Origin of the sequence: Microbispora corallina, from assembly GCF_016863035.1 — a bacterium.
In the GTDB taxonomy this organism is placed as follows: Bacteria; Actinomycetota; Actinomycetes; order Streptosporangiales; family Streptosporangiaceae; genus Microbispora; species Microbispora corallina.
In genome coordinates, this window is record NZ_BOOC01000018.1 from 20,406 (window position 1) to 46,039 (window position 25,634).

The window sequence follows — 25,634 nt, forward strand, 5'->3', positions numbered from 1 at the left end:
AGTCAGCGGGCCGGATGCGTGACGAGGATCTTCTCGAGTCTGCTCACCACGGGCTTCCAGGTCGCGGGCAGGGTGTAGCGGACGGCCCGGTGGCCCTTGTAGGACAGGCCGTACCGGATGAAGTCGGCCCCCGGCGGCCGGGCCTCGGAACGGCCGAGGCGCAGGTGCTTCAGCGAGCCGCGCAGGCCGCGCCACTCCGCGGCGGTCAGGCAGGTGCGGACGGTCGGGCCGGTACGGCGGCTCAGGGCGGCGCAGCCGTCGGTGTAGACGGTCACGCGGTTGTCGAGCCCGGCGAAGCCGCCCTCCTCCCGCAACGCGACGAGCGGCTTCCTGGGCGCGGCCGCCGCCCCGGCGGGAGCCATGACCGTCAGGACGGCCAGCAGGGGCAGAACGGCCAGGACGGGCAGGGCCGCCGGCGGCGGCAGCGCGATCCGCGAGATCCTCATGCCCTCCACCTTGCACCGCGACGCCCGGCGGTTCACCGTAAACGGCATTTCAGGTGCTGCGTTTATGGGACGCACGCCCGAGGGGAGCCCATCACGCGGGCGCGTCGTCCATTTCACGAGGCCCGGCTTCATCCCAGAGGCCGGAGATCCGCACGGAACGCGCAAAGATCTGGGTTTTGACGGAGGCTTCGGGCAAACTTCTGCCATGAGTTCCCCCGAGCAGGCGCAGCCGATCACGATATGGGTGATGAGCGACGACCCCGGCGAGAAGGAACGGCTCGACGAGAGCCTCCAGCAACTCGCCGCGGAGTTGCGCGAGGCCAACGGGGTGGTCCGCGTGCAGCGGGTGACGAAGGAGCCGCCGCCGGGCACCCGGGTCGGCGCCGTGATCGCCGACGGGGCCATGGTGATCCTGCTGTACGCCTACGGCGTGCGGCCGGTGGCCTCCATCATCCGCGACTGGCTGCGCAGGCACGACAAGAAGAAGGTGAGCATCGAGGAGCACGAGGACGGCAGGTTCCAGGCCGCCATCGTCGGCTACGACGATAAGACCAGTCTCCAGCTCGCCGAACGCATCATGATCCGCACCGAGCCCCGCCGGGCACAGGAGAACAACGGCGCCGATGACGCCCGAGAATGACCTGCGCGGGAGGCACGGCGCCCGTCGTGCGATAGCGGTCGCGGTCGGCCGTTATCGCGATCCCGCCTTTCCCGCCCTCGCCTCGCCCGTCGAGGACGCGAAAGCGATGGAGCGGGTGCTCACCGACGAGGATCTCGGCGGCTTCGATTCGGTGCGGCTTCTCCTGGATCCCTCCCGGGCGGAAGCCGAAGTAAGCATCTACGAGTTCTTCGCCAACGCGGATCCGGACGACTTCCTTTTCGCCTATTTCTCCGGCCACGGATTCGTCGACGAGCACAATCGCTATTTCCTCGTCATGGCCGACTCCGATCCCCGGCGCGCGCCGCTGACCGCGATCTCCGCCGAGTGGCTCGCCGACTGCCTGCACGGGTGCCCGGCCGGCAGGGTCGTCGTGGTGCTCGACTGCTGCTACGCCGGGCGCTTCCTCGCGAGCATCCGCCCGCGGGGAGACGTCGAGCGGGTGGTCATCGTCTCCACCAGCGCCGTCCAGCTCGCGCACGAGGGCGCGCCGGGCCCGGCCGGGCCCAAGCCGTCGGTGTTCGGCGCCGCCTTCTTCGACGGCATCGCGTCGGGCGCGGCCGACTTCGACGGCAACGGCTGGACCAGCGTCCGCGAGGCCTTCGACCACGCGGTGGAGAAGGTCAGGACGAGCGGCCACGAGCAGACGCCCAAGATGGCCGGAACGGTGACGGGCGACTTCTGGCTGTCCCGCTCACCCCGCAGGACGAGCGGGCTCCCGCAGGAGGTCGCCAACCTGGTCAACAGCCCGAACCCGCGGGCGCGGCTGGCCGTCGTCGACGAGCTCGTCGCGCTGCTGACCGAGGGGGGCGGCGTCGAGACGGCGGCGGCCGAGGCCGCCCTGGTCGCCCTCCGCGCCGACCAGGACGAACAGGTCCGGCTCGCCTCCCGGCGTGCGCTCGCCGGGCGGAGCGTCGCGGCAAGCCTCGAACCGGTCAGCACGGCGTCGGCCGACCCCTACTGGTACCGCAAGGCCGTGTTCTACGAGATCCGCGTCCGGTCGTTCGCGGACGGCGACGGCGACGGGGTCGGCGACCTGCGCGGGCTCACCCGCAGACTGGACTACCTGCAGTGGACCGGCGTCGACTGCCTGGTCCTGTCCTCGATCTTCGACTCTCCGCTCAGGGACGACGGGTACGACGTCAGCGACTTCACCGCGATCCACCCAGGCCTGGGGACCATCGGCGACCTCGTCGAACTCGTCGACGAGGCCCATCGGCGGCGCATGCGCGTGGTCCTCGACCTCGTGGTGAACCACACCAGCGACCACCACCGGTGGTTCCAGGAGTCGCGGGCCGGCCGTGAGGGGCCGTACGCCGACTTCTACGTCTGGCGGGACACGGCGGAAAGCGACGACCTGAACCTCCCGGCGAGCGAGACGGCCTCCGCTCAGTGGCGCTACGACCCGAGACGCCGGCAGTACTACTGGCACCGTTTCCAGCCGCACAGCCCGGACCTCAACTTCGACAACCCGGCCGTCCAGGAGAGCATGCTCAAGGTCGTCCGCTACTGGCTGGAGCTCGGCGTCGACGGCTTCCGCCTGGTCGCGGCGCCCTTCCTGTACGAGCGCGAGGGCGACGGAGAAGGCCTCAGCGAGACCCACGACTACATCCGGCGGATCCGCGAGGAGATCGACAAGGTCTATCCGGGCCGCATCCTGATAACGGAGGTCGGCTCGGAGCCCCGGGGAGCGGCCGGCTACTTCGGCGGGCCGGACGAGGGCAGGGAATGCCACGTCGTCCAGTACGACTCCCTCGTTCCCCGTCTGCTGCTGGCAATGAGCCAGGAGAACCACACGCCTCTGTCGGAGGTGCTGCGGCAGGCCCCGCCGCTCCGGCCCGACTGCCAGTGGGGCCTGTTCCTGCGCAACGGCAACGAACTGTCGCTGACCGGGATCGACCAGGAGGCGCGCGACCGCCTGCTCAGGGCGTACGCGCCGAGCCCCGGCATGAGGACGTCCCTGGGCATCCGCCGGCGGCTGGCGGCGCTGCTGGACAACGACCGCGCGCACCTCGAGCTGGCCTTCTCGCTGCTGCTGTCGATGCCGGGCGCGCCCTTCATCTACTACGGCGACGAGATCGCCATGGGAGACAACCTGGCGCTGTCAGGGAACCAGAGCGTGCGAACCCCCATGCAGTGGACGCCCGACAGGAACGCCGGCTTCTCCGCGAGCGAGCCCGAACGCCTCGCCCTGCCGGTCATCATGGACTCCGTCTACGGCTACCAGGCGACCAACGTCGAGGCGCAGCGCCGCAGCAGGTCGCTGCTGCGCTTCCTCCGCCGGCTCATCGAGGTGCGGCGGCTCAACCCGGCCTTCGCCGAAGGCGAGTTCCGGCTGGTGACGACGACCAACGCGGCCGTCCTCGCGTTCGTCCGGGTGCACGAGGGCGCGCACGTCCTGTGCGTCACCAACTTCTCCCGGCATCCGCAGGCCGCGCGCCTCGACCTGCGCGGCTATCTGGGCAGCATCCCGACGGAGCTCCTGGGGGGAGGACGCTTCCTGCGGGTGGAGGAGGCCATGTATCCGCTCACGCTGTCCGGCCACGGCTACTACTGGCTCTCGCTCTGACACGGCCGCGCCCGGACGGCCTCAGCGCGGGCGCAGGGTCTTCTCGAAGCACAGCGACTCCGGGTCGCGGTCGTGCGGGGGGTAGCTGGGGATCCTCCGGTAGCCCGCCCTCTCGTACAGGCGGACGGCCGCCGGTTGCCGGATCCCGGTCTCCAGCCGCATCCGCTCCGCCTCGAGGTCCAGCGCGGTCCGCTCCGCCCGCTCCAGGAGCCGTACGGCCAGCCCCTTCCCCCGCTTGGCGGGGTCGACGTACATCCGCTTCAGCTCGCACACGCCCTGGCCCAGCGGCTGGACCGCGCAGCAGCCGACCGCCTTCCCGCCGTCGATCGCGAGGAGGTGGCGGGCGTCCGGGGCCAGGGGCGCGGGCTCAGCGTCGGGAGGCAGGCCGTACAGCGGGACGAGCTCGGCCGTCATGGCGTCGACGAGGGCGAGCAGGCCGGGGTCGTCCGGGGGGCACACGCTGATCACGATCACGCCGACATCCTCACAGAGACGATCGCGGCCGCCGACGCCGCTCGGCGAGGGGCGATCGCGCGCGGCCGTCCACAGGGCGCCTCCGGAGGGGACGTCGGGGCCGGGGCGTCGTGGCACACTTCCCCGGTGACTTCGCAGAGCATCACCGCCGCGGCGGCGGGCACCTGGACGCTGGGCGACCTGACGGTCAACCGGATGGGATTCGGCGCGATGCGGCTGACGGGGGGCCGCCCCTTCCACCGCGATCCCCCGAGCGACCGCGACCGCGTCATCGCTGTGCTCCGGCGCGCGGTCGACCTGGGGGTCGACCACATCGACACGGCCTCCTTCTACTTCTCCCCGCTGCGCTCGGCCAACGAGCTCATCACCAGCGCGCTGGCGCCGTACCCGGACGGTCTCGTCATCGCCACGAAGGTGGGCCCCGGGCGCGACCCGTCCGGCGCGTGGCTGCCCATGGCACGCCCCGACCAGCTGCGCGGCCAGGTCGAGGAGAACCTCCGGCAGCTCGGCCGTGACCACCTCGACCTGGTCAACCTCCGCGTCATGCGGCTCGACTCGGTGGCCGAGCACTTCGGCGCCCTGGCCGAGCTGCGGGAGGCCGGCCTCATCCGGCACCTCGGCCTCTCCGGCGTCCGGCCCGGGCACCTCGCCGAGGCGCAGGCCATCGCGCCCGTCGTCTGCGTGCAGAACCGGTTCGGCATCGGGGCGGCGGAGGAGGACCACGCGTTCGTGCGCCTGTGCGGCGAGCGGGGCGTCGCGTTCACGCCGTTCTTCGCCGTCGCGGGGCAGGGGCGCGTGTCGGGCGCGAGCGGGGACGACGCCGAGGAGGTGCTCCACGTCGCCCGCGCGCACGGGGTGAGTGCCGCGCAGGTACGGCTGGCCTGGACGCTCCAGCTCGGGCCCCACATGCTGGCCATCCCGGGCACGGGCGACCCCGATCACCTGACGGAGAACGTCGCGGCGGGCGCGCTCCGGCTCACGGACGACGAGATGGCCCGCCTCACGTCCCTGCGGGATCCCGGAGCGTGACAGGCCGGGGGCTCCCGCGCCCCGACAGTCGCCGGCCGAGGCGCTGCGCGGGAGCCTCGATCAGCCGGTGGGTCAGGTAGCCGAGCGGCACCAGGATGAGGAAGAACAACGGGAGGTTGGGGCTCAGCCGCAGCAGGAGCGGGTGGAGGAGGTAGAGCGAGAAGCTGATCACCCCCAGATGGCTGAGCCAGCGGGGGAACGACCGGTGCCGCAGGGCGAACGCCGCCGCGAAGAACGCCGTGGCCAGCACGAGCGCGGGCGCCCAGCCAGGATCGTCCTTGGCCGGGACGCCGCAGACCAGGACGGCGAGCACGGCGGCCACGGCCCAGCGCCACCGGATCGTCCCCTGCTCGGCCCGGTGCACGGCCGTGCCCGCGAACATCGCGGCGAGGATGACGAGGCCCTGCCAGGCGCCGATCCGGCTGCCCAGGACGACCAGGGCCAGCCCCAGCAGCCCGCCCGCGACGGCGACGGCAGCGCGCGTCCCACCCCGCGCCCGTGCCGTCGCGACCACGACCGCGGCCGCCGCCAGGGCGAGGAGCGCGGCGAGCAGGTCGGCCCGCCCGCTGATGACGGGCCGGGGCAGCAACGCCCCGAGGAGCACGCCGAGCACCGCCAGGACGACGGCGATCGGCGCCGACCGGTGCGCCTGCCGCGTGGCGTACAGGGCCACGGTCAGCAGGTAGAACGCCATCTCGTAGGAGAGCGTCCACATCACGTTGATGACCGCCGGGACGCCCAGCAGCTCCTGCAGCATCGTCACGTTGCCGAGCACGACGACGGACAGGGGTCGCCGGCCCAGGCCCGGGTGGAGGGCGAACGCCCCGGCGTACCCGAGCAGGAGGGCCAGGGCGGCCGCGGTGAGCAGCAGCGGCAGCAGGCGGAACGCCCGGCCGATCCAGAACGCCCGCAGGTCTCCCCGCCGTTCCAGCGACGCGGGGATGATGTAGCCGCTGACCAGGAAGAACACGAACACGCCCCATGTGCCGACGTCGATCCTGCGGTCGACGGCCGCCCATGCCCCGGGGATGAACGTCCACGCCGAGTGGTGGAGCGCGACGGCCAGGGCGGCCGGCCCCCGCAGGGCGTCGAGCCAGGCGAGCCGGGACGGATTCGGGGCCATTCGCGTGACTTTAGGCGATAGACCCTGATTACCGCGCTCCTCCCCCTCATCGACCCAAGGTCCGCTTGCCAGGCGACCCCGCCCGCCCGTCAGGCGAACCGGGCGCTCATCCGCAAGCCGAGCCGCGCCGCCGGGCCGCACCGCCGGTCCTCAAGGCGATCTGGGCCGCCCGGCCGCCCGTCAGGCGAGCGGGATTCGCAGGACGAAGCGGGCTCCACCGCTGGGCGCGTCGCCGACCTCCAGCGTCCCGCCGTGGGCGTGGGCGATCTCCCTCGCGATCGCCAGGCCGAGCCCGGTGCCGCCGCGGTCCCGGCTGCGGGCGTCGTCGAGCCGGGCGAACCGCTCGAAGATCCGCTCCCGGTCCGCCACGGGGATCCCGGCTCCGTCGTCGGACACGGAGAGCTCGGCGAACCCCCCGCACCGCCGCAGGTGGACCTCCACCGACGCCGCGGCGTGCCGCTGGGCGTTGTCCAGCAGGTTGGCGAGCACGCGGGCGATCTGCGGACGTACCACGCGGACCAGGAGTCCCTCGTCGAGCCGCGTGCGCACCGGCCATCGGCCGACCGTAAGGGAGACCTCGTGCCGGACCAGCTCCGGCAGGTCCACCGGGGCCCGCCCGGCGCCGTCGGCGGCCTCGACCCGGGTCAGCAGGAGCAGGTCCGCGACGATGGCCTCCAGCCGGTCCACGTCGGACAGCGCACAGTCGATCATCGTGGGCACGTCCGTATCCTCGGGGTACAGCCGGCACTCCTCCAGCTCCGCCCGGAGTCCGGCGAGAGGGGTCCGCAGCTCGTGGGAGGCGTCGGCCGCGAACCGCCGCAGCTCGCGGAGCACATGGTCGCTGCGCCGTTTGACGTCCCCGATGCGGCTCAGCGCGCCGTTGACGCTGTGGGCGAGACGCGCGATCTCGTCGTCTCCGCCCGGCTCGGGCACCCGCGCGCCCGGTTCGTCCATGTCGATCGCGGCGAGCCGCCGGCGGATGTCCTCGACCGGTCTGAGGGCTCGCCCGGTGATCCACCAGGTCGACAGCGCGGCCAGGGTCGTCAGGAGAGCTTCCTGGAGGCCCAGGAACCTGGTGAAGACGAGGGCGGGGGTGAGCCGGGCGCCCAGCCGGCCCGCGTAGATCACGGCAGTGCGGGGCCCCGTCCCGACGCCCAGCGCGGCGAGCCGTACGCGTACCAGAGGCGCGCGTCCGTGGATCCGGACGTCCTGCTCGGGGCCGTCCCCCGGTGGCCGGACCGAGGCGGGGGGCGGGAGCCCCCGCGCGTCCCTCGCCGCGTCGAGCACCCGGTGACCCAGCGCCACCACCTGGACCAGGTCGACGCCCGCGACCTTCGGGACGATCGGGGTGGCGAGCGCCCCGGCCCGCAGCGCCGCGGCGACGAGGGCGTTCTGCCCCCGGTCGCTCAGCCGGAGCGTGCCGTGGAACGCCCGCTGCTCGGCTTCGCTCGCCATCGCGTTCGCGGGCAGCAGGAGGAGCATCGTCAGGACGGCGACGAGGGCGGTGACCCGCCCGCGGATCGTGCCCGGCCATCTCGGACGACCCGGCGCACGCGCGTGACAACGGACTCGATCGACCACGACGTCCCCCTCGCCTGTCGGCGCATCGCTCTCCATACTGTATACCGCATGCAGCGCGGAATTGTTCCCGCAGGGGTTCAGCCGCCGGCTGGGGGCTCAGGAGCCCGCGGCCCCCGATAGGGGAGCGTCGAGCTGTAGACGATATTGGTGGTCGTGCTGCCGAACTGGGCCAGTTCGTCCACGATCCGCTCCAGGTGAGCCATCGAGGTCGCCGCCACCTTGAGGGTGTAGCAGTCGTCCCCGGTCGTCCTGAGGCACTCCAGGATCTCGAACCGCTCGGCGAGCAGGCGGCGCAGGGGCTCGTGACGGCTGCCCGGATACTTGAGCCGCACGATCGCGAGGACGGCGAAGCCGGCCTTCTCCAGGTCGACCTCCGCGCGGTAGCCGATGACGACCCCGTTCGCCTCCAGCCGCCTGACCCGCTCCGTCGTGGCCGAGGGGCTCAGGTTCACCTGTCGCGCCAGCTCGGTGATCGTGATGCGGCCGTCCCGCTGGAGCTCGGCGAGGATCGCCCAGTCGATCGCGTCGAGATTCCCGGTCATCGTGTCACCGTACCGGGATTTCCACGGCCGATCCCCGTCCATCCCGTGATATTTCCCTTCAGGCGGCCCGTACCACCTGGATAGCCTGAACCGGTGCGGTTAGGCGTCAACGTCCCCAACTTCGGTCCCGGCACGGACCCGGGCGTGCTCCTCCGGTGGGCCCGGCTGGTGGAGTCCCTCGGCTTCGACCTGCTGATGGTCTCCGACCACGTGGTGATCACGCCGGACGTCGCCGAGCAGTATCCGCCGCCCTTCTTCGAGCCGTTCACGACCCTCGCCTGGCTCGCGGGCGTCACCGAGCGCGTCCGGCTCGGCACGACGGTCCTGATCGCACCGTACCGGCATCCCCTGCTGGTCGCCCGGATGGCCGCGAACCTCGACCGGATCAGCGGAGGGCGGCTCGTCCTCGGCGTCGGCGTGGGGTGGGCGCGGCAGGAGTTCGCCGCCCTGGGGGCGCCGTTCCACCGGCGCGGGGAGCTGACGGACGACCTGGTCACCACGCTGCGCGCCGCCTGGGACGACCGCGACGACTACGGCGAGGGGCGGATACCGATCTGGATCGGCGGCAACAGCGACGCGGGCATCCGCCGGGCGGTACGGCTGGGCGACGCCTGGCATCCGCTGCGCACCACGCTCCCGTGGCTGGAGGAGGCCGTCGGCCGGATTCGGGCGATGGCCGGAGAGGAGGGGCGGCCCGTGCCCGGTCTCGCCCCCCGGATCGCGCTGCGCCTCACCGACTCCCCCGTCACCTCCCCCGGCAGGCTCGCCGGCGAAGGCACGGTCGACCAGGTTTTGGACGACCTTCACCGCCTGCGCCGCCTCGGCGCCGGCACCGTCGTGCTCGACCCGTTCGACGACGACCCGCGCGAGACGTGCCACCCCGAGATCGCGTGGCGGCGGCTGGCGACCGTGCACGCGGCATGGACCGGCGCCCGGCGCCAATCGAGAACGGAGATTACGTGACCGACGACGAACGCTTCCTCCGCAGGGCCATCGAGCTGGCGGCGTCCGCCCGGGAGGGCGGCGACCCGCCGTTCGGGTCGCTGCTGGTCGGCCCGGACGGCGACGTGCTCGCCGAGGAGCGCAACACGACGATCCGCGACGCCGACATCACGGCCCACCCGGAGCTGAAGCTGGCCAGGTGGGCCGCCCGGGAGCTCGACCCGGCCACGGCCGCGGCGACCACGATGTACACGAGCTGCCAGCCCTGCGGCATGTGCGCCGGGGCCATCGAGCGGTCGGGCCTCGGCCGGGTCGTGTTCGCCCTGTCGGCCGGGCAGCTCAGCGACCTCAAGCCGCCCGCCGGGCCGCCGGCCGTACGGCTGGAGGGCCCGGCGCTGTACGACGAGGCCCGCCGGCCGGTCGAGGGTTACTACGTCTGACCAGCGGACGACCGTGCCGGGTCGCCGGCGCGGCGAGATCGGGCCGCGAAGTACGATCGCGGGATGACGGAAAAGACCGAAACCGTGCCCGGATGGCTCGCTCCGGACGAGCTGGAGTCGGTACGGGGACGCATGCCGATCCTGTACATCGACGCCGTGCCCGTGCGGGTCGACGACACCGGCACGGTGACCCGGGTCGGTCTGCTGCTGCGGATCGGCTCCGACGGCACCGTCAGCCGCGCGCTCGTCTCCGGGCGCGTCCTCTACCACGAGCGGGTCCGCGACGCGCTGCTGCGGCATCTGGAGAAGGACCTCGGGCCGGTGGCGCTTCCCCACGTGCCGATCTCGCCCCAGCCGTTCACGATCGCCGAGTACTTCCCCACCCCGGGCGTCACGTCGTATCACGACCCGCGCCAGCACGCGGTCTCGCTGGCGTACATCGTCCCGGTCGCCGGCGACTGCCGTCCCCGCCAGGACGCGCTCGACCTCGTGTGGTTCACCCCCGAGGAGGCCGCCTCGCCGCTCGTCCAGCAGGAGATGACGGGCGGCCAGGGCGTGCTTCTCAAGCAGGCTCTCGCCCACGTCGGCCGCCTCACCTGACCCGTCGCGGGCACCGAGGCGCCTCATTCGGTAAAGCGTTCTTGACAGATTTCCGAGCGGGAAAAGCGCGTCGGGTGAGAGCGCTCTCACCCGATCCGACGGCCAAAGGGTGCCGGGGCGGCCGCCCCGGCACCCCGATGGAGCTAGCTGCCGTAGACCTGGAACTCGTAGAGCGAGTAGCCGTAGGCCGTGGCCCGCTGCGTGCCGTACACCCGGACGTACCGCCCCGAGCCGGAGACCGTCAGGTTCTGGTTTCCTCCGGTACCCGAGGTCGTGGAGTAGACGGTCGTCCACGTGGTGCCGTCGCCGGACGTCTGGATCTGGAAGGCCCTGCCGTAGGCGGCCTCCCAGTTCAGCGCGACCCGGCTGATCGTGTGCGTGGCGCCGAGGTCGACCTGGAGCCACTGCGGGTCGCTGAACGCGCTGGACCAGCGGGTGCCGGTGTTGCCGTCGACGGCGGCCGAGGCCGGGGTGCCGGCGTTCTCGGTCGACGACGCGGTGGCCGGGTGGCCCTGCGACAGCAGCGTGCCGCCGCCGCCCCCGCCGCCGGGCGTGCCGTTCACCGCGAACTCGTACAACGAGTAGCCGTACGCGGTCGCCCGTTGGGTGCCGTACATCCGGATGTACCGGCCCGTGCCGGTCACCGCCAGGTCGTCGGTCCCTCCGTCACCCGTGGTGGTGGAGTAGATCGTCGTCCAGTTGGCGCCGTCCTGTGACGTCTGTATCTGGTACGCCCTGCCGTACGCGGCCTCCCAGTTCAGCGTCACGTGGCTGATGGTGTACGACTGGCCGAGGTCCACCTGGAGCCACTGCGGGTCGCTGAAGCCGCTCGCCCAGCGGGTCCCGGTGTTGCCGTCGGTGGCGTTGGCCGGGCCGAGGGTGCCGTTCTCGGACGAGGACGCCGTGGTCGTCTTGCCCTGGGCGATGTTGCTGCCATCGCCACCGCCACCGCCGCTGCCGGGGCCCTTGTTGTAGACGGCGACCCAGTCGATGTTCATCTGGCCGCCGGAGACCGTGGAGGCGTTGGGGCCGCCCCCGAAGGCCGCGGGGAACCCGCCGCCCATGGCCAGGTCGTAGATGATGAAGAACGGGTGGTCGACCGCGTTGGCCCAGGTGGTGGCGTCCACGCGGTTGGCCGGCAGGGTGAAGTAGTTGGTCCCGTCGAGGTACCAGCGGATCTGCTCGGGCGAGACGGACCGGTCGATCTCCACGGCGTAGGTGTGGTAGCCGGTCTGGCAGCCCGAGCAGGCGCGCTCGCCGCTGCCGATGCCGCTCGACTCGTTGCACGGCCCGCCGGGGTTGGTCCCGCAGTGAAGGGTGCCGAAGACCGAGCTGCGGCCGTTGATGTCCTCGAGGATGTCGATCTCACCGCTCGTCGGCCATGAGATGCCGGACCGCAGGGGCGCGCCGAGCATCCAGAACGCCGGCCAGTAGCCCGCGCCGTTCGCCGTCGTGACGTTGGGCTGCTGGATCGACGACTCCATGCGGACGACGCCGCCGGCGGGAGCCCCGAACGTGGCCGCCTGGGTCTCGATGCGCCCGGACGTCCAGCCGGAGGACGGGTTGGTGCCGGAGTGCAGCGCCCGGAGGACCAGGTGCCCGTTCCCGTCCTGGAAGACGTTCGCCGTGCTGTTGGTCATCGTCTCGATCTCACCGGTGCCGAAGCTGCTGCCCGGACCGGTGTCGTACTTCCAGGTGCCGGTGTCCACACCCGTGCCCGCGGCGCCGTTGAAGTCGTCGCTCCAGGTGAGCGTGAATCCGGCCGGGGGTGCGGGGACGGCGGCGTTGGCGGTTCCGGGGACGGCGACGGCCGTGGCCGTCGCGACTCCGAGAGTGCCGAGCGCCAGGACGACGGCAGAGGCACCTGCCTTGAGACGCAGGCCCAGACGACGGGCGCTGCCTCCCACGTCCGCGCGTTCGCGCGTTCCTGACATGGGTTCTCCCTTTGATCGAGGACCGGTCCGCCGGGGGGGTGACGCGCGGGGCGCGCCGGCACGCCCTCCGGACCGCGGGAACAGGGAGGAGAAGGGGGCGCCGGACTGTGGCCCGCGCGGGCCACAGGGACGGATCGGTCGAACTCTGGTAAGAGAGCGCTCTCTCGGGCGAGAGTACCACCGGCTCTCCGCCAAGAGTCAACACCTTAGTAAAAGGCGTGAAATTAGATCGGCGCCGGGCCGGGAGGTTCCACCGGCCCGGCGCCGCGAGCGGGGAGTGGCAGCCGCGGGGTCCCGGCGCCCCCACCGGGACAACCCCCGCGGATCCCCGCCGTCACAGGGAGGCGAAGGCGATCGGCCGCGGCGGAGGACGACCCTCCGGTCCCCCGCCGCGACCGCGGCCTACCGCCCCGCGGCCTTCAGCGCGTCCCTGATGGCGTAGTAGGCCGGCTTGGGCGCGAGGTTCTCGTCGTACGGCAGGGCGGCGCCCTCGCCGGTGAAGACGGCCGGGATCCAGGAGTACTTGTCGGTGTAGTCCCAGACCGTGATGCCGACGCACCGGCGGACGGCGAGGCAGGCCTTCGTCACGTCGGCGTACCACTTGGCCTGGGTGGCCAGCTTCTCGGCGTCGGCGGGCAGGATCATGCGGACGTCCAGCTCCGTGATTGCCACGTCGAGCCCCAGGTCCGCGAAGCGCTGGAGGTTCTGCCGCAGGGTGTCCGGATACCCGTACTGCAGCGCGAGATGACCCTGGAAGCCGACGCCGTCGATCGGGACGTGCTGGGCCTTGAGAGACTTCACCAGCGCGTAGTAGGCGTCGCTCTTCGGGCCGACGGCCTCCAGGTTGTAGTCGTTCAGGTAGAGCTTGGCGTGGGGGTCGGCCTGGTGGGCCCACCGGAGCGCGTCGGCGATGTAGCCGGGGCCGAGGGTCCGGTAGAAGAGGGTGTCGCGGTAGGTGCCGTCCTCGTTGAACGCCTCGTTGACGACGTCCCACGAGTAGACCTTGCCCCTGTAGTGACGCGCCTCCTGGGTGATGTGGTTCTTGAGGATCGCCCGCAGCTGGTCGGCGGTCCAGGTGCCGCTGGTCAGCCAGTCGGGGAGCTGGTTGTGCCACACCAGTGTGTGGGCGCGGAACGACATGTTGTGCCTGCGCGCGAAGTCGAGGACCTGGTCGCCCTGGGTGAAGTCGAAGACGCCCTGCTGGGGCTCGGTCGCGTACCACTTCAGCGCGTTGCCGGCCGTGGTCGAGTCGAACTCGCGGCCGAGGATGTCGAGGTACGCCTGGTCGGTGAACTCGGGGTTGTCGGTGGCCGAGCCGAAGTAGCGGTGTGTGGCGGCGGCCAGCTCTCCGAGCGTCCTGCCGGGGCCGTGGCCGTCGGCCGTGGCGGCGGACGCCGGGACCGACGCCAGCACCAGGCCCGCGGCGGCGGTGAGCGCGGCGAGCGCGTGTCGATAGGACATCTCAGATCCTCCGGAGGGGGGCCGAAAGTTTTCGATATCTTGCCCTAACTTTCGACGTACGTTAGAGGCGTACCAGTGCGCGGTCAATAGGCGTTTTCCTGGGATAAAGCCGACGGTCAGAACCGGTCCTGCGCCTGAAACTTTCGACCCCCTGCGGCCTGCGGAGACTGCCCTGTCACCGGACCTGTCAGCCCCGTTGACGGTGGAGTGCTGCCTATGTAACATCTGAGCAACTCGATGTAAGGATCTTGCAACTTAACCATCAGATTTTTGCAGTTCCACGCAAGCTCCGGCAGGAATGCACTGCGTCCGTGCGCGCCCGCCACCGTCACCTTCTCCAGAGAGGTCAACGAGGTGATGTCGGCTACGGCATTGGGCAACCGGTCGCCGCCCTGACCACGGCTTTTCCCCACCCCCCAGCGGAATGCGGAGTGAGACCCGCGGATCGGGGCCGTCGGTCGGATTCCGGAGACGAAGGAACGCAAATGTCAGACAGGAAGTTCGTACGCTCGGTCGCGGCGGTGGCGGCGGCATGCCTCCTCGTCGTGGCCGGGCCGCTCTCCCCCGCGAAGGCGGCGGGCGGGCCCAATCTGGCGGCCGGGAAGACGGCCACCGCGAGCAGCTCCAACAGCCCCTACACCGCGGGCAACCTCAACGACGGCAACCAGGGCAGCTACTGGGAGAGCTCGGGCAGCTCGTTCCCGCAGTGGGCCCAGGTGGACCTCGGCAGCACCACCAGCGTCGACCAGGTCGTGCTCAAGCTCCCCTCCTCGTGGGAGGCCCGCAACGAGACCCTGTCCGTCCAGGGCAGCACCGACGGCTCCGGGTTCAGCACCGTCGTCGGCTCCACGTCGTACACGTTCGGCCCGGGCTCGGGCAACACGGTGACGATCAACTTCGCGGCCACCAGCACCCGGTACGTCCGGGTGAACATCACCGCGAACACCGGCTGGGCGGCCGCCCAGCTGTCCGAGATCGAGGTCTACGGCGCCGCCTCGGCGTCGGGCAACCTCGCCCAGGGCAAGCCGACGAAGGAGAGCGGCCACTCCGACGTCTACGCCTCCTCCAACGCCACCGACGGCAACCAGGCCACCTACTGGGAGAGCGTCAACAACGCGTTCCCGCAGTGGCTGCAGGTGGACCTCGGCGCCTCGGTGAGCGTCAACAAGGTCGTGCTGAAGCTGCCGAGCGGCTGGGGGGCCCGCACCCAGACCCTCTCGGTCCAGGGCGGCACCGACGGCACGAACTTCTCCACGCTCGTCGCGTCGGCCGGCTACAGCTTCACCCCCTCCTCCGGCAACACGGTGACGATCACCTTCACCGCCGCCACCGTCCGGTACGTCCGGGTGAACATCACGGCCAACACGGGCTGGCCCGCGGGCCAGGTGTCGGAGCTCGAGGTCTACGGCCCGTCGGGCACCGGTGACACGCAGCCGCCGAGCGCGCCGTCCAACCTGGCGTACACCCAGCCGGCCTCCGGCCAGATCAAGCTGACCTGGAGCGCCTCCACCGACAACGTCGGGGTCACCGGCTACGACGTCTACGCCGACAACCAGCTCCGCACGAGCGTGGCCGGCAACGTCCTCACCTACACCGACACCCAGCCCGACAGCGCCACGGTGTCCTACTACGTGCGCGCCCGCGACGCCGCGGGCAACCAGTCGGGCAACAGCAACACCGTGACCCGGCAGGGCGCCACGGGCGACACGCAGGCGCCGACCGCGCCCGGGGACCTCGCCTACACCGAGCAGACGGCCGGGCAGATCAAGCTGACCTGGACGGCCTCCACCGACAACGTCGGCGTCACCGGCTACGACGTCTACGCCAACAACGCCCTGCGGGGCAGCGTGGCGGGCAACGTCCTCACCTACACCGACACCCAGCCGACGACCGCGACCGTGTCGTACTACGTGCGGGCCAAGGACGCGGCCGGGAACCAGTCGATCGCCAGCACCACCGTCACCCGCAACGGGACCGGGGGCGGCGGCTCCAACATGGCCGTCGGCAAGCCCATCACGGCCTCGTCGTACACCTTCACGTACGTCGCCGCGAACGCCGACGACAACGACGTGACGACCTACTGGGAGGGCGCGGGCGGCAGCTACCCGAACACGCTCACCGTCCAGCTCGGCGCCAACGCGGTCGTCAACTCGATCGTGCTGAAGCTGAACCCCGACCCCGCCTGGAGCACCCGCACCCAGACCATCCAGGTCCTGGGCCGCGAGCAGAGCGCGTCGTCGTTCACGAGCATCTCGGGCCCGGCGACGTACACCTTCAACCCGTCGTCCGGCAACACGGTGACGATCCCGGTGTCCGCGACGGTGGCGGACGTCCGGCTCACGTTCACCGCCAACTCCGGCGCCCCCGCCGGCCAGGTGGCGGAGTTCCAGGTCATCGGCGTCCCGGCGCCCAACCCCGACCTCACCGTCACGGCGCTGTCGGCGTCGCCGGCCGCGCCCGTCGAGACCGACTCCGTCACGCTCTCGGCCACGGTCAAGAACGCGGGCACGGCGGCCTCCGGCGCCACCAACGTCGCCTTCTTCCTGGGCGGCAGCAAGGTCGGCAGCGCCGCCGTCGGCGCGCTGGCGGCCGGGGCGTCGGCCACCGTCTCCGCCGGCATCGGCCCCCGCGACGCGGGCAGCTACGCGCTGAGCGCCAAGGCCGACGAGTCCGGCGCCGTCATCGAGCAGAACGAGACCAACAACGACTTCGCGGCCTCCTCGCCGCTGGTCGTCCGGCCGGTCGACAGCTCCGACCTGATCGCCTCACCGGTCAGCTGGTCGCCGGGCAACCCCGCGAACGGCAGCACGGTCACGTTCTCGGTGGCGATCAAGAACCAGGGCACGGTCGCCTCCGCGAGCGGCGCCCACGGCGTCACGCTCACGATCACCAACGACTCGGGCACCGTCGTCAAGACGCTGACCGGCTCCTACAGCGGCGCCATCGCGGCGGGATCCACCACGAGCCCGATGAACCTGGGCACGTGGACGGCCGCGAACGGCAGGTACACGGTCAAGACCGTGATCGCCAACGACGCCAACGAACTCCCGGTCAAGCAGGCCAACAACACCACCAACCAGCCGTTCTTCGTGGGCCGCGGCGCCAACATGCCGTACGACACCTACGAGGCCGAGGACGGCGTGGTCGGCGGCGGGGCGACGGTCGTCGGCCCGAACCGGACCATCGGCGACCTCGCCGGCGAGGCGTCCGGCCGCAAGGCCGTGCGGCTCACCTCCACCGGCAACTACGTCGAGTGGACCACCAAGGCGCCGACGAACACGCTGGTCACCCGCTTCTCCATCCCCGACTCGGCGGGCGGCGGCGGCACCGACGCGACCCTGGACGTCTACGTCGACGGCACCTTCCTCAAGGCCGTCAACCTGACCTCGAAGTACGCGTGGCTGTACGGCAACGAGACCGGCCCGGGCAACTCCCCGAGCGCCGGCAGCCCGCGGCACATCTACGACGAGGCCAACGTGCTGCTCGGGACGACCGTCGCGGCCGGCCACAAGATCAGACTGCAGAAGGACGCGGCCAACACCTCCACCTACGCGATCGACTTCGTCAGCCTCGAGCAGGCGAACGTCATCGCCAACCCCGATCCCGCGACGTACACGGTGCCCGCCGGCCTCACCCACCAGGACGTGCAGAACGCCCTGGACAAGGTCCGGATGGACACCACCGGCACGCTCGTCGGCGTCTACCTGCCGCCGGGCGACTACCAGACGTCGGGCAAGTTCCAGGTGTACGGCAAGCCGGTCAAGGTCGTCGGCGCCGGTCCCTGGTACACCCGGTTCTACGCGCCGTCCACGCAGGAGAACACGGACGTCGGGTTCCGGGCCGAGTCCTCGGCCAACGGGTCGACCTTCTCCGGCTTCGCCTACTTCGGGAACTACACCTCCCGAATCGACGGGCCGGGCAAGGTGTTCGACTTCTCCAACGTCGCGAACATCACGATCGACAACATCTGGGTCGAGCACCAGGTCTGCATGTACTGGGGCGCGAACACGGACAACATGACGATCACCAACTCGCGGATCCGCGACACGTTCGCCGACGGCGTCAACATGACGAACGGCAGCACCGACAACCTGGTCTCGAACAACGAGGCGAGGACGACGGGCGACGACAGCTTCGCGCTGTTCTCGGCCATCGACGCCGGCGGGGCCGACGAGAAGAACAACGTGTACCAGAACCTGACCGCGATCCTCCCCTGGCGCGCGGCCGGCGTCGCGGTGTACGGCGGGTACGCCAACACGTTCAAGAACATCTACATCGCCGACACGCTCACCTACTCGGGCATCACGATCAGCTCGCTGGACTTCGGATACCCGATGAACGGCTTCGGCGCGAGCCCGCCCACGCAGTTCGACAACATCTCGATCGTCCGCGCGGGCGGTCACTTCTGGGGCGCCCAGACCTTCCCGGCCATCTGGCTCTTCTCGGCCTCGAAGGTGTTCCAGGGCATCCGGATCAGCAACGTCGACATCGTCGACCCGACCTACTCCGGGATCATGTTCCAGACGAACTACGTCGGCGGTCAGCCGCAGAACCCGATCAAGGACACCGTCCTCACCAACATCTCGATCTCGGGCGCGCACAAGAGCGGTGACGCGTTCGACGCCAAGTCGGGCTTCGGCCTCTGGGCGAACGAGATGCCCGAGGCGGGCCAGGGCCCGGCGGTCGGCTCGGTCACCTTCAACAACCTCAAGCTGAGCGACAACGCTCAGGACATCAGGAACACCACGTCGACCTTCACCATCACCGTCAACCCGTAGGAGGCGAGGAACGCCTGAGGCGCCGCCGGAGGTTCGTCCTCCGGCGGCGCCTTCCGCCGTCTACTGGAAGCCCGGTCAGCCGACCGAGCAGGCGGTGCCGTTCAGGTTGAAGCTCGACGGGGTGCCGTTCGAGCCGTTCCAGGTGCCCTGGAAGCCGAAGGAGGTGTTCCCCCCGGCGGGGATCGACCCGTTGTACGACAGGTTCTTCGCCGTGACGGACGATCCGCTCTGGTTCACGGTGGCGTTCCAGGCGCTGGTGATCTGCTGGCCGTTCGGGAACGTGAAGCCGAGCGTCCAGCCGTTGACCGCGCTCGACGAGGTGTTGGTGACGGTGACGTTGGCCGTGAAGCCGCCCTGCCACTCCTGCTTGCTGTAGGAGACCCGGCAGGCGCCGCCGCCGCCCGGCGTCGGGGTCGGCGTGGGGGTCGGGCGAGGCGTGGGCGTCGGGGTCGGCGTGGGGCTGGGAACCGTGCCGCCGACGCTGTAGGAGAAGTTGTTGACCGCGAGCCCGGCGCCGCCCACCCAGGGCTCGAACCCGGCCTGGACGCTGGTCAGGTACCACGACCGCTGGGCGTAGCCGCGGCTCACGGCGTCGTCGTAGAAGGTGCGCACGGGGAAGCTGATCGAGTTCGTCGGCGAGGTCCGCACGTAGGAGATGACGTTCCAGCCGATGTTGCCCTCCCACACGTCCCACGTGCCGCCGGCCAGGCTGGCCGTACCGACGCGCGAGCCGACCGGCTGGACGGATCCGGTGTGGTTGAGCCAGACCATGATCTCGGCGCCGGTGTTCTGGCCGTCGGTTCGTGGGGTCGGGTCGAACCAGATGTCGTACGCCGCGTCGTAGACGCCCGAGCCGGGGTAGCTCATGCTGACGCTCGTCTGCACCGAGTTGAACTGGCTGTTCGACGCCTGCATCGGCAGCCCGCTACCGGAGGAGCAGTTGGCGTAGTGACAGCCGGCGTAGATCGCGGGGTACGCCGCCGGGGCGCCGCCCGTGTTGTTGTGGTTCGCCTGCGTCACCGTGAACCCGGTGTTCGTGACGTTGATGCACTGCGTCGTGGAGGCTCCCCACACGTTGTTCATGACGACGTACTTGCCGCCCTGGATGGTGGTCGAGCCGTACTTCTCGCAGATCGTCGTGTCCGCCCGGGCCGTCTGACCGACGACGAGCGAGGCGGCGACGGAGCCGAGCATGACCAGGCCCGCCGTGATCATTCGCATCTTCATATCCGGACGATAGGCAGGGCGTCTCCCGGGGCGACACGACGCCGTCGGGCCGCCCGGCCGAAAGGCCCTCTGGCCTGGCCGGACGTCCCTCCCTGAGGTGAAAGTTTCACCTGGACGATCATGCCGAGCACGGGGTGTGACCGTTCCTGGCGGGCCATTTCTTTGGATATTTATGGTGATATGTAGCTGCTTGTCGGTTTTAGGGGTGGGTACGGGCGGGGCATGGCCGAACGACACAAGGACGAGCCGGCCGTGGGTGACGAGGTCACGTGGCGCAGCCATGGCTCGACCGCCTCGGGCGAGGTCAAGAAGAAGATCACCAAGAGGACCGAGGAGGCCGGGCGCACGGTGGACGCCTCGCCCGACGACCCCCAGTTCCTCGTCGAGAGTGAGAAGAGCGGCAGGCAGGCCGTGCACAAGCCCTCCGCGTTGAAGCCGAAGGACTGACTCCGGGGCGTCCGGCGACCGGGAGATGGGCGGCAGGCGGAGGCTGTCGGTCACCAGGCGCATCACCCTGTTCACCGGCGTCCTGGTGACGGTGCTCTGCGCGCTGCTGGCGGTGGTGATCCTGGCGGCCGTCCAGTTCCTGACCAACGGCTACGTCAAGGACGAGCTCGTCGGCGTCGGCGGGCGGGTCGTGGCGGAGGTCGAGTCGGGCCGGCTGGTGCGGCCGATCACCCCGGGTCCGGTCGGCGACATCCAGGTCGTCGACCAGAACGGCCGGGTCGTCGCCGCCACCGCCGCCCTGCGGGGCAGGCCGGCGATGGCGTCGCTCCGGCCAGCCGGCTACCACGGGATCGCGGACGGCACCGTCTGCGGGGACGCCTTCGCGCGGCGTGGCTGCCACATCGTGGTCGCGCAGTGGGCCCGGGGGCCCGACGGGCCGCGCGTCGTCTACGCCGCCGCGCCGCGGGTCCCGTTCTGGACCCACCCCGCGCTCGCCGCCCTGGTCGTGGGCGGGTCCGCCCTGCTGGTCGGCGTGACGCAGTGGCTGGCCGTACGCGGCGCGCGCACGGCCATGGCACCGGTACGGGCGATCCGGGCCGAGCTCGACGAGATCAACGCGACGTGCCCGCAGCGGCGGGTGCCGGTCCCGCCGGGCGGCGACGACATCCACGATCTGGCGGTGGGCGTGAACCGCACGCTGGCGCGGCTGGAGGCCGCGCTGGAGCAGCAGCGGCGGTTCGCCACGGACGCGTCGCACGACCTGCGGACTCCCATCACGGCCATGCGGGCGGAGGCCGAGGACGCCCTCCTCTCGCCGGAGAGCACGACCGTTCCCGTGCTGGCCCGCGTGATGCTGCGGAGCCTCGACCGGCTGCAGGCCCTCGTCGGCGACCTGCTGACCCTCGCCCGCCTCGACGCGGACCTGCGGGGGGCCGAGGACCGGGTCGACCTGGCGGACCTCGTCGAGGCGGAGCTGCGGCACCGGCCGCCCCCGGACGAGCGCCTGACGTGCTCGCTCCAGGCCGGGGTGGTGGTCGTCGGCGACCGGCTGCGGCTCGGCCGCCTGCTCGCCAACCTCCTCGACAACGCCGAACGGCACGCCGCGAACGCGATCTCGGTCATCGTCCGGCTCGACGCCGCAACCCCCGCCTTCCCGGACGGCACGGCCGTCCTCGAGGTGAACGACGACGGGGCCGGTGTCGCACCGGACAAGCGCGAACTGGTCTTCCAGCGCTTCACCCGGCTCGACGCCGCGCGCAGCAGAGACGCCGGGGGGAGCGGGCTCGGCCTGCCGATCGCCCGCCAGATCGCCGAGGCGAGCGGCGGGACGCTCCGCATCGAGGACAGCGAGCTCGGGGCCCGGTTCGTCGTGCGCCTCCCGGCCGCGCCCCCGGACGGCGGCGGGTTGGGACGGCCTGACGCGGGGCACCGGTGAGACGATCGGAGGGAGCACGCATGCGATCGGTGACGGTACGCCGGGTGTACGACCCCCCGTCCCCCGACGACGGGACGCGGGTGCTGGTCGACCGGGTGTGGCCCCGCGGGCTGACGAAGGACGCCGCGCATCTCGACGAGTGGCTCAAGGACGTGGCGCCCTCCACCGACCTGCGCCGGTGGTACGGCCACGAGCCCGCGAAGTACGGCGAGTTCCACGGCCGCTACCTGGCGGAACTCGACGAGCCCGGACGCCGCGAGGCCCTGGAACGACTGCGCCGCCTCCGGGCGGACGGCCAGGTCACCCTGCTCACCGCGACGAGGGACGCCGGCCACAGCCACGCGGCCGTGCTCGCCGAGGTCCTGAACGAGCCGTCCTGAGAAGAGACGTCCTGAGAAGAGACGGGGGCGGCCGTGTTCTCAGTGGACCGCGCGGGTGCGCTTGCCGGGCACGATGCTCAGCCGGACGAGCGTGGGGAGACGGCGCAGGCCGAGCGTGGTGCGCAGATCGGGCACGGCCTCGTCGTGCAGCCGGGTCACCAGGGCGCCGAGGTCGGCCGGCTCCCGCGCCGACACGCCGAGGTCCAGGCGCGGCGCGTCGGGCCGGCCGCGTAGCACCGCGCGCGCCCGGCGGACGGCCGGATAGCCCATCACCTGGCCCGCCACGGCGTGGCTCGCGGGCCCGCCGTCGACCTCGGTGACCCCGGACATGCCCGACTCCAGGCGCAGCCGCCGCAGCCGGTCCAGGCGCAGCAGCGAGACGAGCCAGGCGAGCCCGATGATCGCGAGCACCACCCCCGCCGCCGCGACCGCGGGCCAGAACCACGGCCGGGTGGCCGCGAGCGCGGCCGCGCCCGGCTCCAGCAGTGGGCGGCGGGCGGCCGACGCTCCGAACGCGCCCAGTCCACGCGCGAGCGCCAGCCCGCCCACCACGAGCAGGACGAGCCCGACGAGGGCGAGGCCCGTCCGGTTGCCGCTTCGCTTCACGGCGGTTCTCCTTCGTACGTCCGCGTCTCAGGACGGCCCGTGCGTCCGCACCCGCACGGACATGGGGTGGGCCGGGGCGAGCCGGTCGAGTTCCCGCTCGACGGCGGCCCGGACGCGCTCCCCCACGCCGGCCGTGTCGCGCAGGTCGGTGTCCGCCCGCACGTCGGCCCGCCACCCGTGCACGCGGGCCCGCGCGTGCCGCACGCCGTCCACGTGGGAGGCGGCCGCGGTCAGCACGGCGGACAGCGTCCGGCGCGGGACGCCCACCGCCAGATCGGGGTCGCCGGTGGTCAGCGTGACCATCCGTCCCCGGCCCGGGACCAGCGCGATCAGCAGGAGGAGCAGGCCGAGCAGAACGAGCGCGCTCGCCACCGCGAGCGCCCGGCCGTCGTCCCACGTCGTGGTCCGCAGCCACCGCGCCACCTGGTCGTACGGCACGATGCGGACCGGGTTGCCCAGGAGCGTCGTGATGACCTGCACGGCGGTCACGACCCCGAGGGCCAGCAGCACGAGCGCCACGATGCCGGCCGGGCCCGCGCGGGTGGGCCGGAAGGCCCGGGCCACCCCCCGCGACTCGGGGCGGCGGGCCGGGACGAAGAACCGCGGGCCCTCCGACGGGCCGTGACCGGGCGTCATGGCCGATCCTCCTCGCGGGTCCGGGGCGCGGGACGCTGCGCCGGCACGAGCTCCACCACGTCGATGTCGACGTTCTCCACCGAGACGCCGGTGAGCTCGCGCACCCGCTCCCGCACGTGCTCCCGGATGTGCGCGGCGATCCCGCGCACGGGAGCCGGGTAGCGGACGGTCAGGTCGAACCGCACCGCGGCGACGGACCCGCTGAGCGAGCCGGAGGCGTGCGGCCTGCCGGCGACCTGGTCGTCCTCCCTGGCCACCTCTTCGGCGATCTTCATGAACGCGCGGTCCGAGATCGACGTCGTCCCGCGCGTCCCGGGCACGGTCATTGCCGCCGCGGATGCATCGTCGTCGGCATGTGGACGCCGCCTTCGAGGATCAGGCCGACGAAGAAGCCGACGATTCCGAGGACCAGCACGATGAGGAACGCGTTGAGCCCGCCGAACGCGCCCACGACTCCGAGCACCGTGCCGAACAGGAGCCCGGCCAGGGCCCATACGGGAAACTCCTCCATGATCAACCTTCCTCTCGCGTGCCGCCGGCGCTCTCCACGTCGGCGACGATCACGTCGACAGGCCGGCCGTCCGCCAGGTCGGCGACGGCGTCCCGTACGGCTTCGGCGATCTCCGGCAGCGGCCGTCCGTACCGCGCCACGATGTGGATCTCGATCCGGTCGTCCCTGACGACCACGCCGGGGACGAGCCCTCCCGGCAGGTACGTGGCCACCGCCCCGAACGGCCCGCGCGACAGGCGGACCACGTCGGGGCACGACTCCACCCGCGCGGCCACGTCCGCCGCGGAGACGTCCTTCGGGCGTCCGGTCGTCGTCCCGGTGGCGGTCTCCCCGTGCGTCGCCCCCTCGGCGGGGGCTCCGGGCGCCTCTGCGCGCCGGCTCGTCTCGGCCGGACCCGTGCTCATTGGACTCGCGGCTCCCCGTCCGTTCCGGACGGCTCCTCCTGCCGGGGCAGGTGCACGTCGTCGACGGCGATGTTGACCTCGGTGACCTCCAGCCCGCACATGCGCTCGACGGCGTCGATGACGTGGCGGCGGACGGCCTCCGCGAGATCGGGGATGGCCAGGCCGTACTCGACCACGAGGTGGATGTCCACGGCGGCCTGCCGCTCGCCGACCTCGACGTCGATGCCGCGCGTCACCCCGTCCTCCGCGCCCAGCCGGCCCTTGAGGGCGCCGATGGCGCGGGCCGTGCCCGTGCCGAAGTCGTGCACGCCCTCGATCTCGCGGGCGGCCATGCCGCCGATCTTCGCCACGACCTCGTCCGCGATGACCGTGCGGCCCCGCTCGGTGGCCAGGCCCTTTCCCGTTTGCGACGGCGACGCGTGCGAACCGCCGAACCCCGGCCGGTCGCGCTTCTCCTGGACAGTCACGCCCCCCGCGGTTGGCGTGTTGGTCTCCGTCATGTGACTCCCCCGCTCCGACCCTGCGGTTGAGGAGGCGCTTCCCCTCGATTCACGCCCGTGATACCCGGTTTGCGTAGAGTAATCATTCCTGTTCGGGCGAGGTTGGGTCACCGGAGACCCTCGAAACCCTCAAGCCTGACGAAGGACGGCACGGACCCGCGATCTCGGCGATTCCGCCGAACAGATGGCCCTAAATCACTGCTTAGCCCGCCCCAAATCTGTCCGTTATGGGCGTGTATGAGTTTTTATGTCCACCTCTAGGGCATGCATACCGTTCGATCGGGAGCGCACCGTCACAGCGGCGCCGCCCCCGCGGCCTGACCGGCGCTAACAGGGCGACCCGGCGAGGAGGGGCGATCATGAAAGACGGACTGAAGGTGGCCCTGGCAGTCATCGCAGGCTATTACCTCGGTCGGCATCACAAGCTGCGCTTCGCCTTCATGCTGGCGCTGGCGATCCTGGCCGGGCGGCTGAAGGGCGAGGGAGCCGTCGGGACCATCCTGGAGCAGGGCACCAAGATCCTGGGCAGCTCCCCCGAGCTGGGCAAGATCACCGAACGTGTGCGCGGCGACCTGCTCGATATCGGCAAGGCGGCGGCCATGCGCGCCACGAGCAAGCAGATCGACTCCCTCAGCGACAGGCTGCACGAGCGGGCCGAGGCGCTGCGGCAGCCGAAGTCCCGCCGTGCCGAGGAGGAGGAAGAGGAGCCGCAGGAGGGCCGCCGGCGGGTCCCCCGGCCCGGCGCCCGCCGTCCCGCCCCCCGCGAGCCGGAGCCCGCCGAGGAGTACGACGAGGACGAGGAGTACGAGGAGCCGTACGACGAGGGCGAGGAGGAAGAGGAGCCGGAGCCTGAGGAGCGGCCCCGTCCCCGTCCGCGGCCGACCCGACCGGTGACCCGCTCGCGGAGGTGA

24 protein-coding genes and 2 pseudogenes are annotated in these 25,634 nt (G+C 71.6%); 11 read left to right on the plus strand and 15 right to left on the minus strand.

Translation table 11 applies throughout. From position 1 onward, the window contains the following. Positions 1-2: 2 nt before the first annotated feature. The gene (locus Mco01_RS19590; RefSeq protein ID WP_204058349.1) at positions 3-446 is read right to left on the minus strand and encodes a hypothetical protein; all 444 of its coding nucleotides are present in this window, start codon (positions 444-446) and stop codon (positions 3-5) included. A gap of 205 nt (positions 447-651) precedes the next feature. Between Mco01_RS19590 and Mco01_RS19595 the strand changes: the two genes are divergently transcribed. Both Mco01_RS19595 and treS read left to right on the plus strand, forming a co-directional pair. After that, complete coding sequence (locus tag Mco01_RS19595) at positions 652-1,086, plus strand: hypothetical protein (protein ID WP_204058350.1); 435 nt, start codon at positions 652-654, stop codon at positions 1,084-1,086. Beyond that, complete coding sequence (treS, locus tag Mco01_RS19600; protein ID WP_204058351.1) at positions 1,070-3,673, plus strand: maltose alpha-D-glucosyltransferase; 2,604 nt, start codon at positions 1,070-1,072, stop codon at positions 3,671-3,673. Before Mco01_RS19595 ends, treS begins: the two co-directional genes overlap by 17 nt. A 21-nt stretch (positions 3,674-3,694) precedes the next feature. On the opposite strand, the gene Mco01_RS19605 is transcribed toward treS, so the two are convergent. Beyond that, positions 3,695-4,147, minus strand: coding sequence for a GNAT family N-acetyltransferase (locus Mco01_RS19605; protein WP_204058352.1), 453 nt, complete (start codon positions 4,145-4,147; stop codon positions 3,695-3,697). A gap of 126 nt (positions 4,148-4,273) precedes the next feature. On the opposite strand from Mco01_RS19605, the gene Mco01_RS19610 reads away from it, so the two are divergent. Continuing rightward, positions 4,274-5,176: an aldo/keto reductase gene (locus tag Mco01_RS19610; RefSeq protein ID WP_239103748.1), complete on the plus strand. Its 903-nt coding sequence runs from the start codon at positions 4,274-4,276 to the stop codon at positions 5,174-5,176. On the opposite strand, the gene Mco01_RS19615 is transcribed toward Mco01_RS19610, so the two are convergent. The 4 genes and pseudogenes from Mco01_RS19615 to Mco01_RS19625 form a co-directional block, all read right to left on the minus strand. Beyond that, positions 5,148-6,299: an acyltransferase family protein gene (locus Mco01_RS19615; RefSeq protein ID WP_204058353.1), complete on the minus strand. Its 1,152-nt coding sequence runs from the start codon at positions 6,297-6,299 to the stop codon at positions 5,148-5,150. The two genes, Mco01_RS19610 and Mco01_RS19615, sit on opposite strands and share 29 nt — an antisense overlap. 180 nt (positions 6,300-6,479) lie before the next feature. Continuing rightward, positions 6,480-6,848: pseudogene (locus Mco01_RS40470) on the minus strand (sensor histidine kinase); the annotation flags it as partial. Between the two features lie 93 nt (positions 6,849-6,941). Then, positions 6,942-7,916: pseudogene (locus Mco01_RS19620) on the minus strand (histidine kinase dimerization/phospho-acceptor domain-containing protein); the annotation flags it as partial. A gap of 41 nt (positions 7,917-7,957) precedes the next feature. Then, positions 7,958-8,422: an Lrp/AsnC family transcriptional regulator gene (locus Mco01_RS19625; protein WP_204058355.1), complete on the minus strand. Its 465-nt coding sequence runs from the start codon at positions 8,420-8,422 to the stop codon at positions 7,958-7,960. A gap of 93 nt (positions 8,423-8,515) precedes the next feature. Between Mco01_RS19625 and Mco01_RS19630 the strand changes: the two genes are divergently transcribed. From Mco01_RS19630 to Mco01_RS19640, 3 genes are all read left to right on the plus strand, one after another. Continuing rightward, entirely contained in the window at positions 8,516-9,385 is an 870-nt protein-coding gene (locus Mco01_RS19630; protein ID WP_204058356.1) for an LLM class flavin-dependent oxidoreductase, read from the plus strand. Beyond that, entirely contained in the window at positions 9,382-9,804 is a 423-nt protein-coding gene (locus Mco01_RS19635; RefSeq protein WP_239103749.1) for a nucleoside deaminase, read from the plus strand. The genes Mco01_RS19630 and Mco01_RS19635 overlap by 4 nt, the downstream gene beginning before the upstream one ends. Before the next feature lie 63 nt (positions 9,805-9,867). Further along, positions 9,868-10,404, plus strand: coding sequence for an NUDIX hydrolase family protein (locus Mco01_RS19640; RefSeq protein WP_036324238.1), 537 nt, complete (start codon positions 9,868-9,870; stop codon positions 10,402-10,404). A 143-nt stretch (positions 10,405-10,547) separates the two neighbouring features. Here Mco01_RS19640 and Mco01_RS19645 read toward each other — a convergent pair whose 3' ends face one another. Both Mco01_RS19645 and Mco01_RS19650 read right to left on the minus strand, forming a co-directional pair. Further along, positions 10,548-12,338: a discoidin domain-containing protein gene (locus Mco01_RS19645; RefSeq protein WP_204058358.1), complete on the minus strand. Its 1,791-nt coding sequence runs from the start codon at positions 12,336-12,338 to the stop codon at positions 10,548-10,550. A gap of 402 nt (positions 12,339-12,740) precedes the next feature. Beyond that, positions 12,741-13,799, minus strand: a complete 1,059-nt coding sequence (locus Mco01_RS19650; protein ID WP_204058359.1) for an endo-1,4-beta-xylanase — start codon at positions 13,797-13,799, stop codon at positions 12,741-12,743. 485 nt (positions 13,800-14,284) lie between these two features. On the opposite strand from Mco01_RS19650, the gene Mco01_RS39810 reads away from it, so the two are divergent. Further along, complete coding sequence (locus Mco01_RS39810) at positions 14,285-18,577, plus strand: discoidin domain-containing protein (RefSeq protein ID WP_204058360.1); 4,293 nt, start codon at positions 14,285-14,287, stop codon at positions 18,575-18,577. A gap of 75 nt (positions 18,578-18,652) precedes the next feature. Here the strand turns inward: Mco01_RS39810 and Mco01_RS19660 are convergent, their stop codons facing one another. Continuing rightward, positions 18,653-19,804 carry a glycoside hydrolase family 12 protein gene (locus Mco01_RS19660; RefSeq protein WP_204058361.1) on the minus strand — a complete coding sequence of 384 codons (1,152 nt, stop codon included), beginning with the start codon at positions 19,802-19,804 and terminating at the stop codon, positions 18,653-18,655. A gap of 222 nt (positions 19,805-20,026) precedes the next feature. Here Mco01_RS19660 and Mco01_RS19665 point away from each other — a divergent pair, with 222 nt between their 5' ends. Genes Mco01_RS19665 through Mco01_RS19675 form a run of 3 tightly spaced genes read left to right on the plus strand, consistent with a single transcriptional unit; the run spans position 20,027 to position 22,066 of the window. After that, positions 20,027-20,251 carry a hypervirulence associated TUDOR domain-containing protein gene (locus Mco01_RS19665; protein ID WP_204058362.1) on the plus strand — a complete coding sequence of 75 codons (225 nt, stop codon included), beginning with the start codon at positions 20,027-20,029 and terminating at the stop codon, positions 20,249-20,251. 25 nt (positions 20,252-20,276) lie between these two features. Further along, positions 20,277-21,686, plus strand: a complete 1,410-nt coding sequence (locus tag Mco01_RS19670; RefSeq protein ID WP_204058363.1) for a sensor histidine kinase — start codon at positions 20,277-20,279, stop codon at positions 21,684-21,686. 20 nt (positions 21,687-21,706) lie between these two features. Beyond that, on the plus strand, positions 21,707-22,066 hold the full coding sequence (locus Mco01_RS19675; RefSeq protein ID WP_204058364.1) for a DUF488 domain-containing protein: 360 nt from the start codon (positions 21,707-21,709) through the stop codon (positions 22,064-22,066). Positions 22,067-22,105: 39 nt separating this feature from the next. On the opposite strand, the gene Mco01_RS19680 is transcribed toward Mco01_RS19675, so the two are convergent. Genes Mco01_RS19680 through Mco01_RS19705 form a run of 6 tightly spaced genes read right to left on the minus strand, consistent with a single transcriptional unit; the run spans position 22,106 to position 24,723 of the window. Then, on the minus strand, positions 22,106-22,672 hold the full coding sequence (locus Mco01_RS19680) for a hypothetical protein (protein ID WP_204058365.1): 567 nt from the start codon (positions 22,670-22,672) through the stop codon (positions 22,106-22,108). 27 nt (positions 22,673-22,699) lie between these two features. Continuing rightward, the gene (locus Mco01_RS19685; protein ID WP_204058366.1) at positions 22,700-23,308 is read right to left on the minus strand and encodes a DUF6286 domain-containing protein; all 609 of its coding nucleotides are present in this window, start codon (positions 23,306-23,308) and stop codon (positions 22,700-22,702) included. Beyond that, positions 23,305-23,634 carry an Asp23/Gls24 family envelope stress response protein gene (locus tag Mco01_RS19690; RefSeq protein WP_204058367.1) on the minus strand — a complete coding sequence of 110 codons (330 nt, stop codon included), beginning with the start codon at positions 23,632-23,634 and terminating at the stop codon, positions 23,305-23,307. Before Mco01_RS19690 ends, Mco01_RS19685 begins: the two co-directional genes overlap by 4 nt. Continuing rightward, entirely contained in the window at positions 23,631-23,819 is a 189-nt protein-coding gene (locus Mco01_RS19695; RefSeq protein ID WP_036324251.1) for a hypothetical protein, read from the minus strand. The genes Mco01_RS19690 and Mco01_RS19695 overlap by 4 nt, the downstream gene beginning before the upstream one ends. A 2-nt stretch (positions 23,820-23,821) precedes the next feature. Further along, the gene (locus tag Mco01_RS39155) at positions 23,822-24,223 is read right to left on the minus strand and encodes an Asp23/Gls24 family envelope stress response protein (RefSeq protein ID WP_239103750.1); all 402 of its coding nucleotides are present in this window, start codon (positions 24,221-24,223) and stop codon (positions 23,822-23,824) included. Continuing rightward, positions 24,220-24,723 carry an Asp23/Gls24 family envelope stress response protein gene (locus Mco01_RS19705; RefSeq protein WP_036324254.1) on the minus strand — a complete coding sequence of 168 codons (504 nt, stop codon included), beginning with the start codon at positions 24,721-24,723 and terminating at the stop codon, positions 24,220-24,222. The genes Mco01_RS39155 and Mco01_RS19705 overlap by 4 nt, the downstream gene beginning before the upstream one ends. 359 nt (positions 24,724-25,082) lie before the next feature. Between Mco01_RS19705 and Mco01_RS19710 the strand changes: the two genes are divergently transcribed. Beyond that, positions 25,083-25,634, plus strand: coding sequence for a hypothetical protein (locus Mco01_RS19710; protein ID WP_204058368.1), 552 nt, complete (start codon positions 25,083-25,085; stop codon positions 25,632-25,634).

What these genes read in the sequence shown, in the direction of transcription:
- Mco01_RS19625 (WP_204058355.1), bottom strand. Translation starts at nt 8,422, where the DNA reads ATGACCGGGAATCTCGACGCGATCGACTGGGCGATCCTCGCCGAGCTC.
- Mco01_RS39155 (WP_239103750.1), bottom strand. Translation starts at nt 24,223, where the DNA reads ATGAGCACGGGTCCGGCCGAGACGAGCCGGCGCGCAGAGGCGCCCGGA.
- Mco01_RS19690 (WP_204058367.1), bottom strand. Translation starts at nt 23,634, where the DNA reads ATGACCGTGCCCGGGACGCGCGGGACGACGTCGATCTCGGACCGCGCG.
- Mco01_RS19665 (WP_204058362.1), top strand. Translation starts at nt 20,027, where the DNA reads ATGGCCGAACGACACAAGGACGAGCCGGCCGTGGGTGACGAGGTCACG.
- Mco01_RS19650 (WP_204058359.1), bottom strand. Translation starts at nt 13,799, where the DNA reads ATGTCCTATCGACACGCGCTCGCCGCGCTCACCGCCGCCGCGGGCCTG.
- Mco01_RS19640 (WP_036324238.1), top strand. Translation starts at nt 9,868, where the DNA reads ATGACGGAAAAGACCGAAACCGTGCCCGGATGGCTCGCTCCGGACGAG.
- Mco01_RS19705 (WP_036324254.1), bottom strand. Translation starts at nt 24,723, where the DNA reads ATGACGGAGACCAACACGCCAACCGCGGGGGGCGTGACTGTCCAGGAG.
- Mco01_RS19695 (WP_036324251.1), bottom strand. Translation starts at nt 23,819, where the DNA reads ATGGAGGAGTTTCCCGTATGGGCCCTGGCCGGGCTCCTGTTCGGCACG.
- Mco01_RS19615 (WP_204058353.1), bottom strand. Translation starts at nt 6,299, where the DNA reads ATGGCCCCGAATCCGTCCCGGCTCGCCTGGCTCGACGCCCTGCGGGGG.
- treS (WP_204058351.1), top strand. Translation starts at nt 1,070, where the DNA reads ATGACGCCCGAGAATGACCTGCGCGGGAGGCACGGCGCCCGTCGTGCG.
- Mco01_RS19675 (WP_204058364.1), top strand. Translation starts at nt 21,707, where the DNA reads ATGCGATCGGTGACGGTACGCCGGGTGTACGACCCCCCGTCCCCCGAC.
- Mco01_RS19590 (WP_204058349.1), bottom strand. Translation starts at nt 446, where the DNA reads ATGAGGATCTCGCGGATCGCGCTGCCGCCGCCGGCGGCCCTGCCCGTC.
- Mco01_RS19660 (WP_204058361.1), bottom strand. Translation starts at nt 19,804, where the DNA reads ATGAAGATGCGAATGATCACGGCGGGCCTGGTCATGCTCGGCTCCGTC.
- Mco01_RS19685 (WP_204058366.1), bottom strand. Translation starts at nt 23,308, where the DNA reads ATGACGCCCGGTCACGGCCCGTCGGAGGGCCCGCGGTTCTTCGTCCCG.
- Mco01_RS19710 (WP_204058368.1), top strand. Translation starts at nt 25,083, where the DNA reads ATGAAAGACGGACTGAAGGTGGCCCTGGCAGTCATCGCAGGCTATTAC.
- Mco01_RS19595 (WP_204058350.1), top strand. Translation starts at nt 652, where the DNA reads ATGAGTTCCCCCGAGCAGGCGCAGCCGATCACGATATGGGTGATGAGC.
- Mco01_RS19645 (WP_204058358.1), bottom strand. Translation starts at nt 12,338, where the DNA reads ATGTCAGGAACGCGCGAACGCGCGGACGTGGGAGGCAGCGCCCGTCGT.
- Mco01_RS19670 (WP_204058363.1), top strand. Translation starts at nt 20,277, where the DNA reads ATGGGCGGCAGGCGGAGGCTGTCGGTCACCAGGCGCATCACCCTGTTC.
- Mco01_RS39810 (WP_204058360.1), top strand. Translation starts at nt 14,285, where the DNA reads ATGTCAGACAGGAAGTTCGTACGCTCGGTCGCGGCGGTGGCGGCGGCA.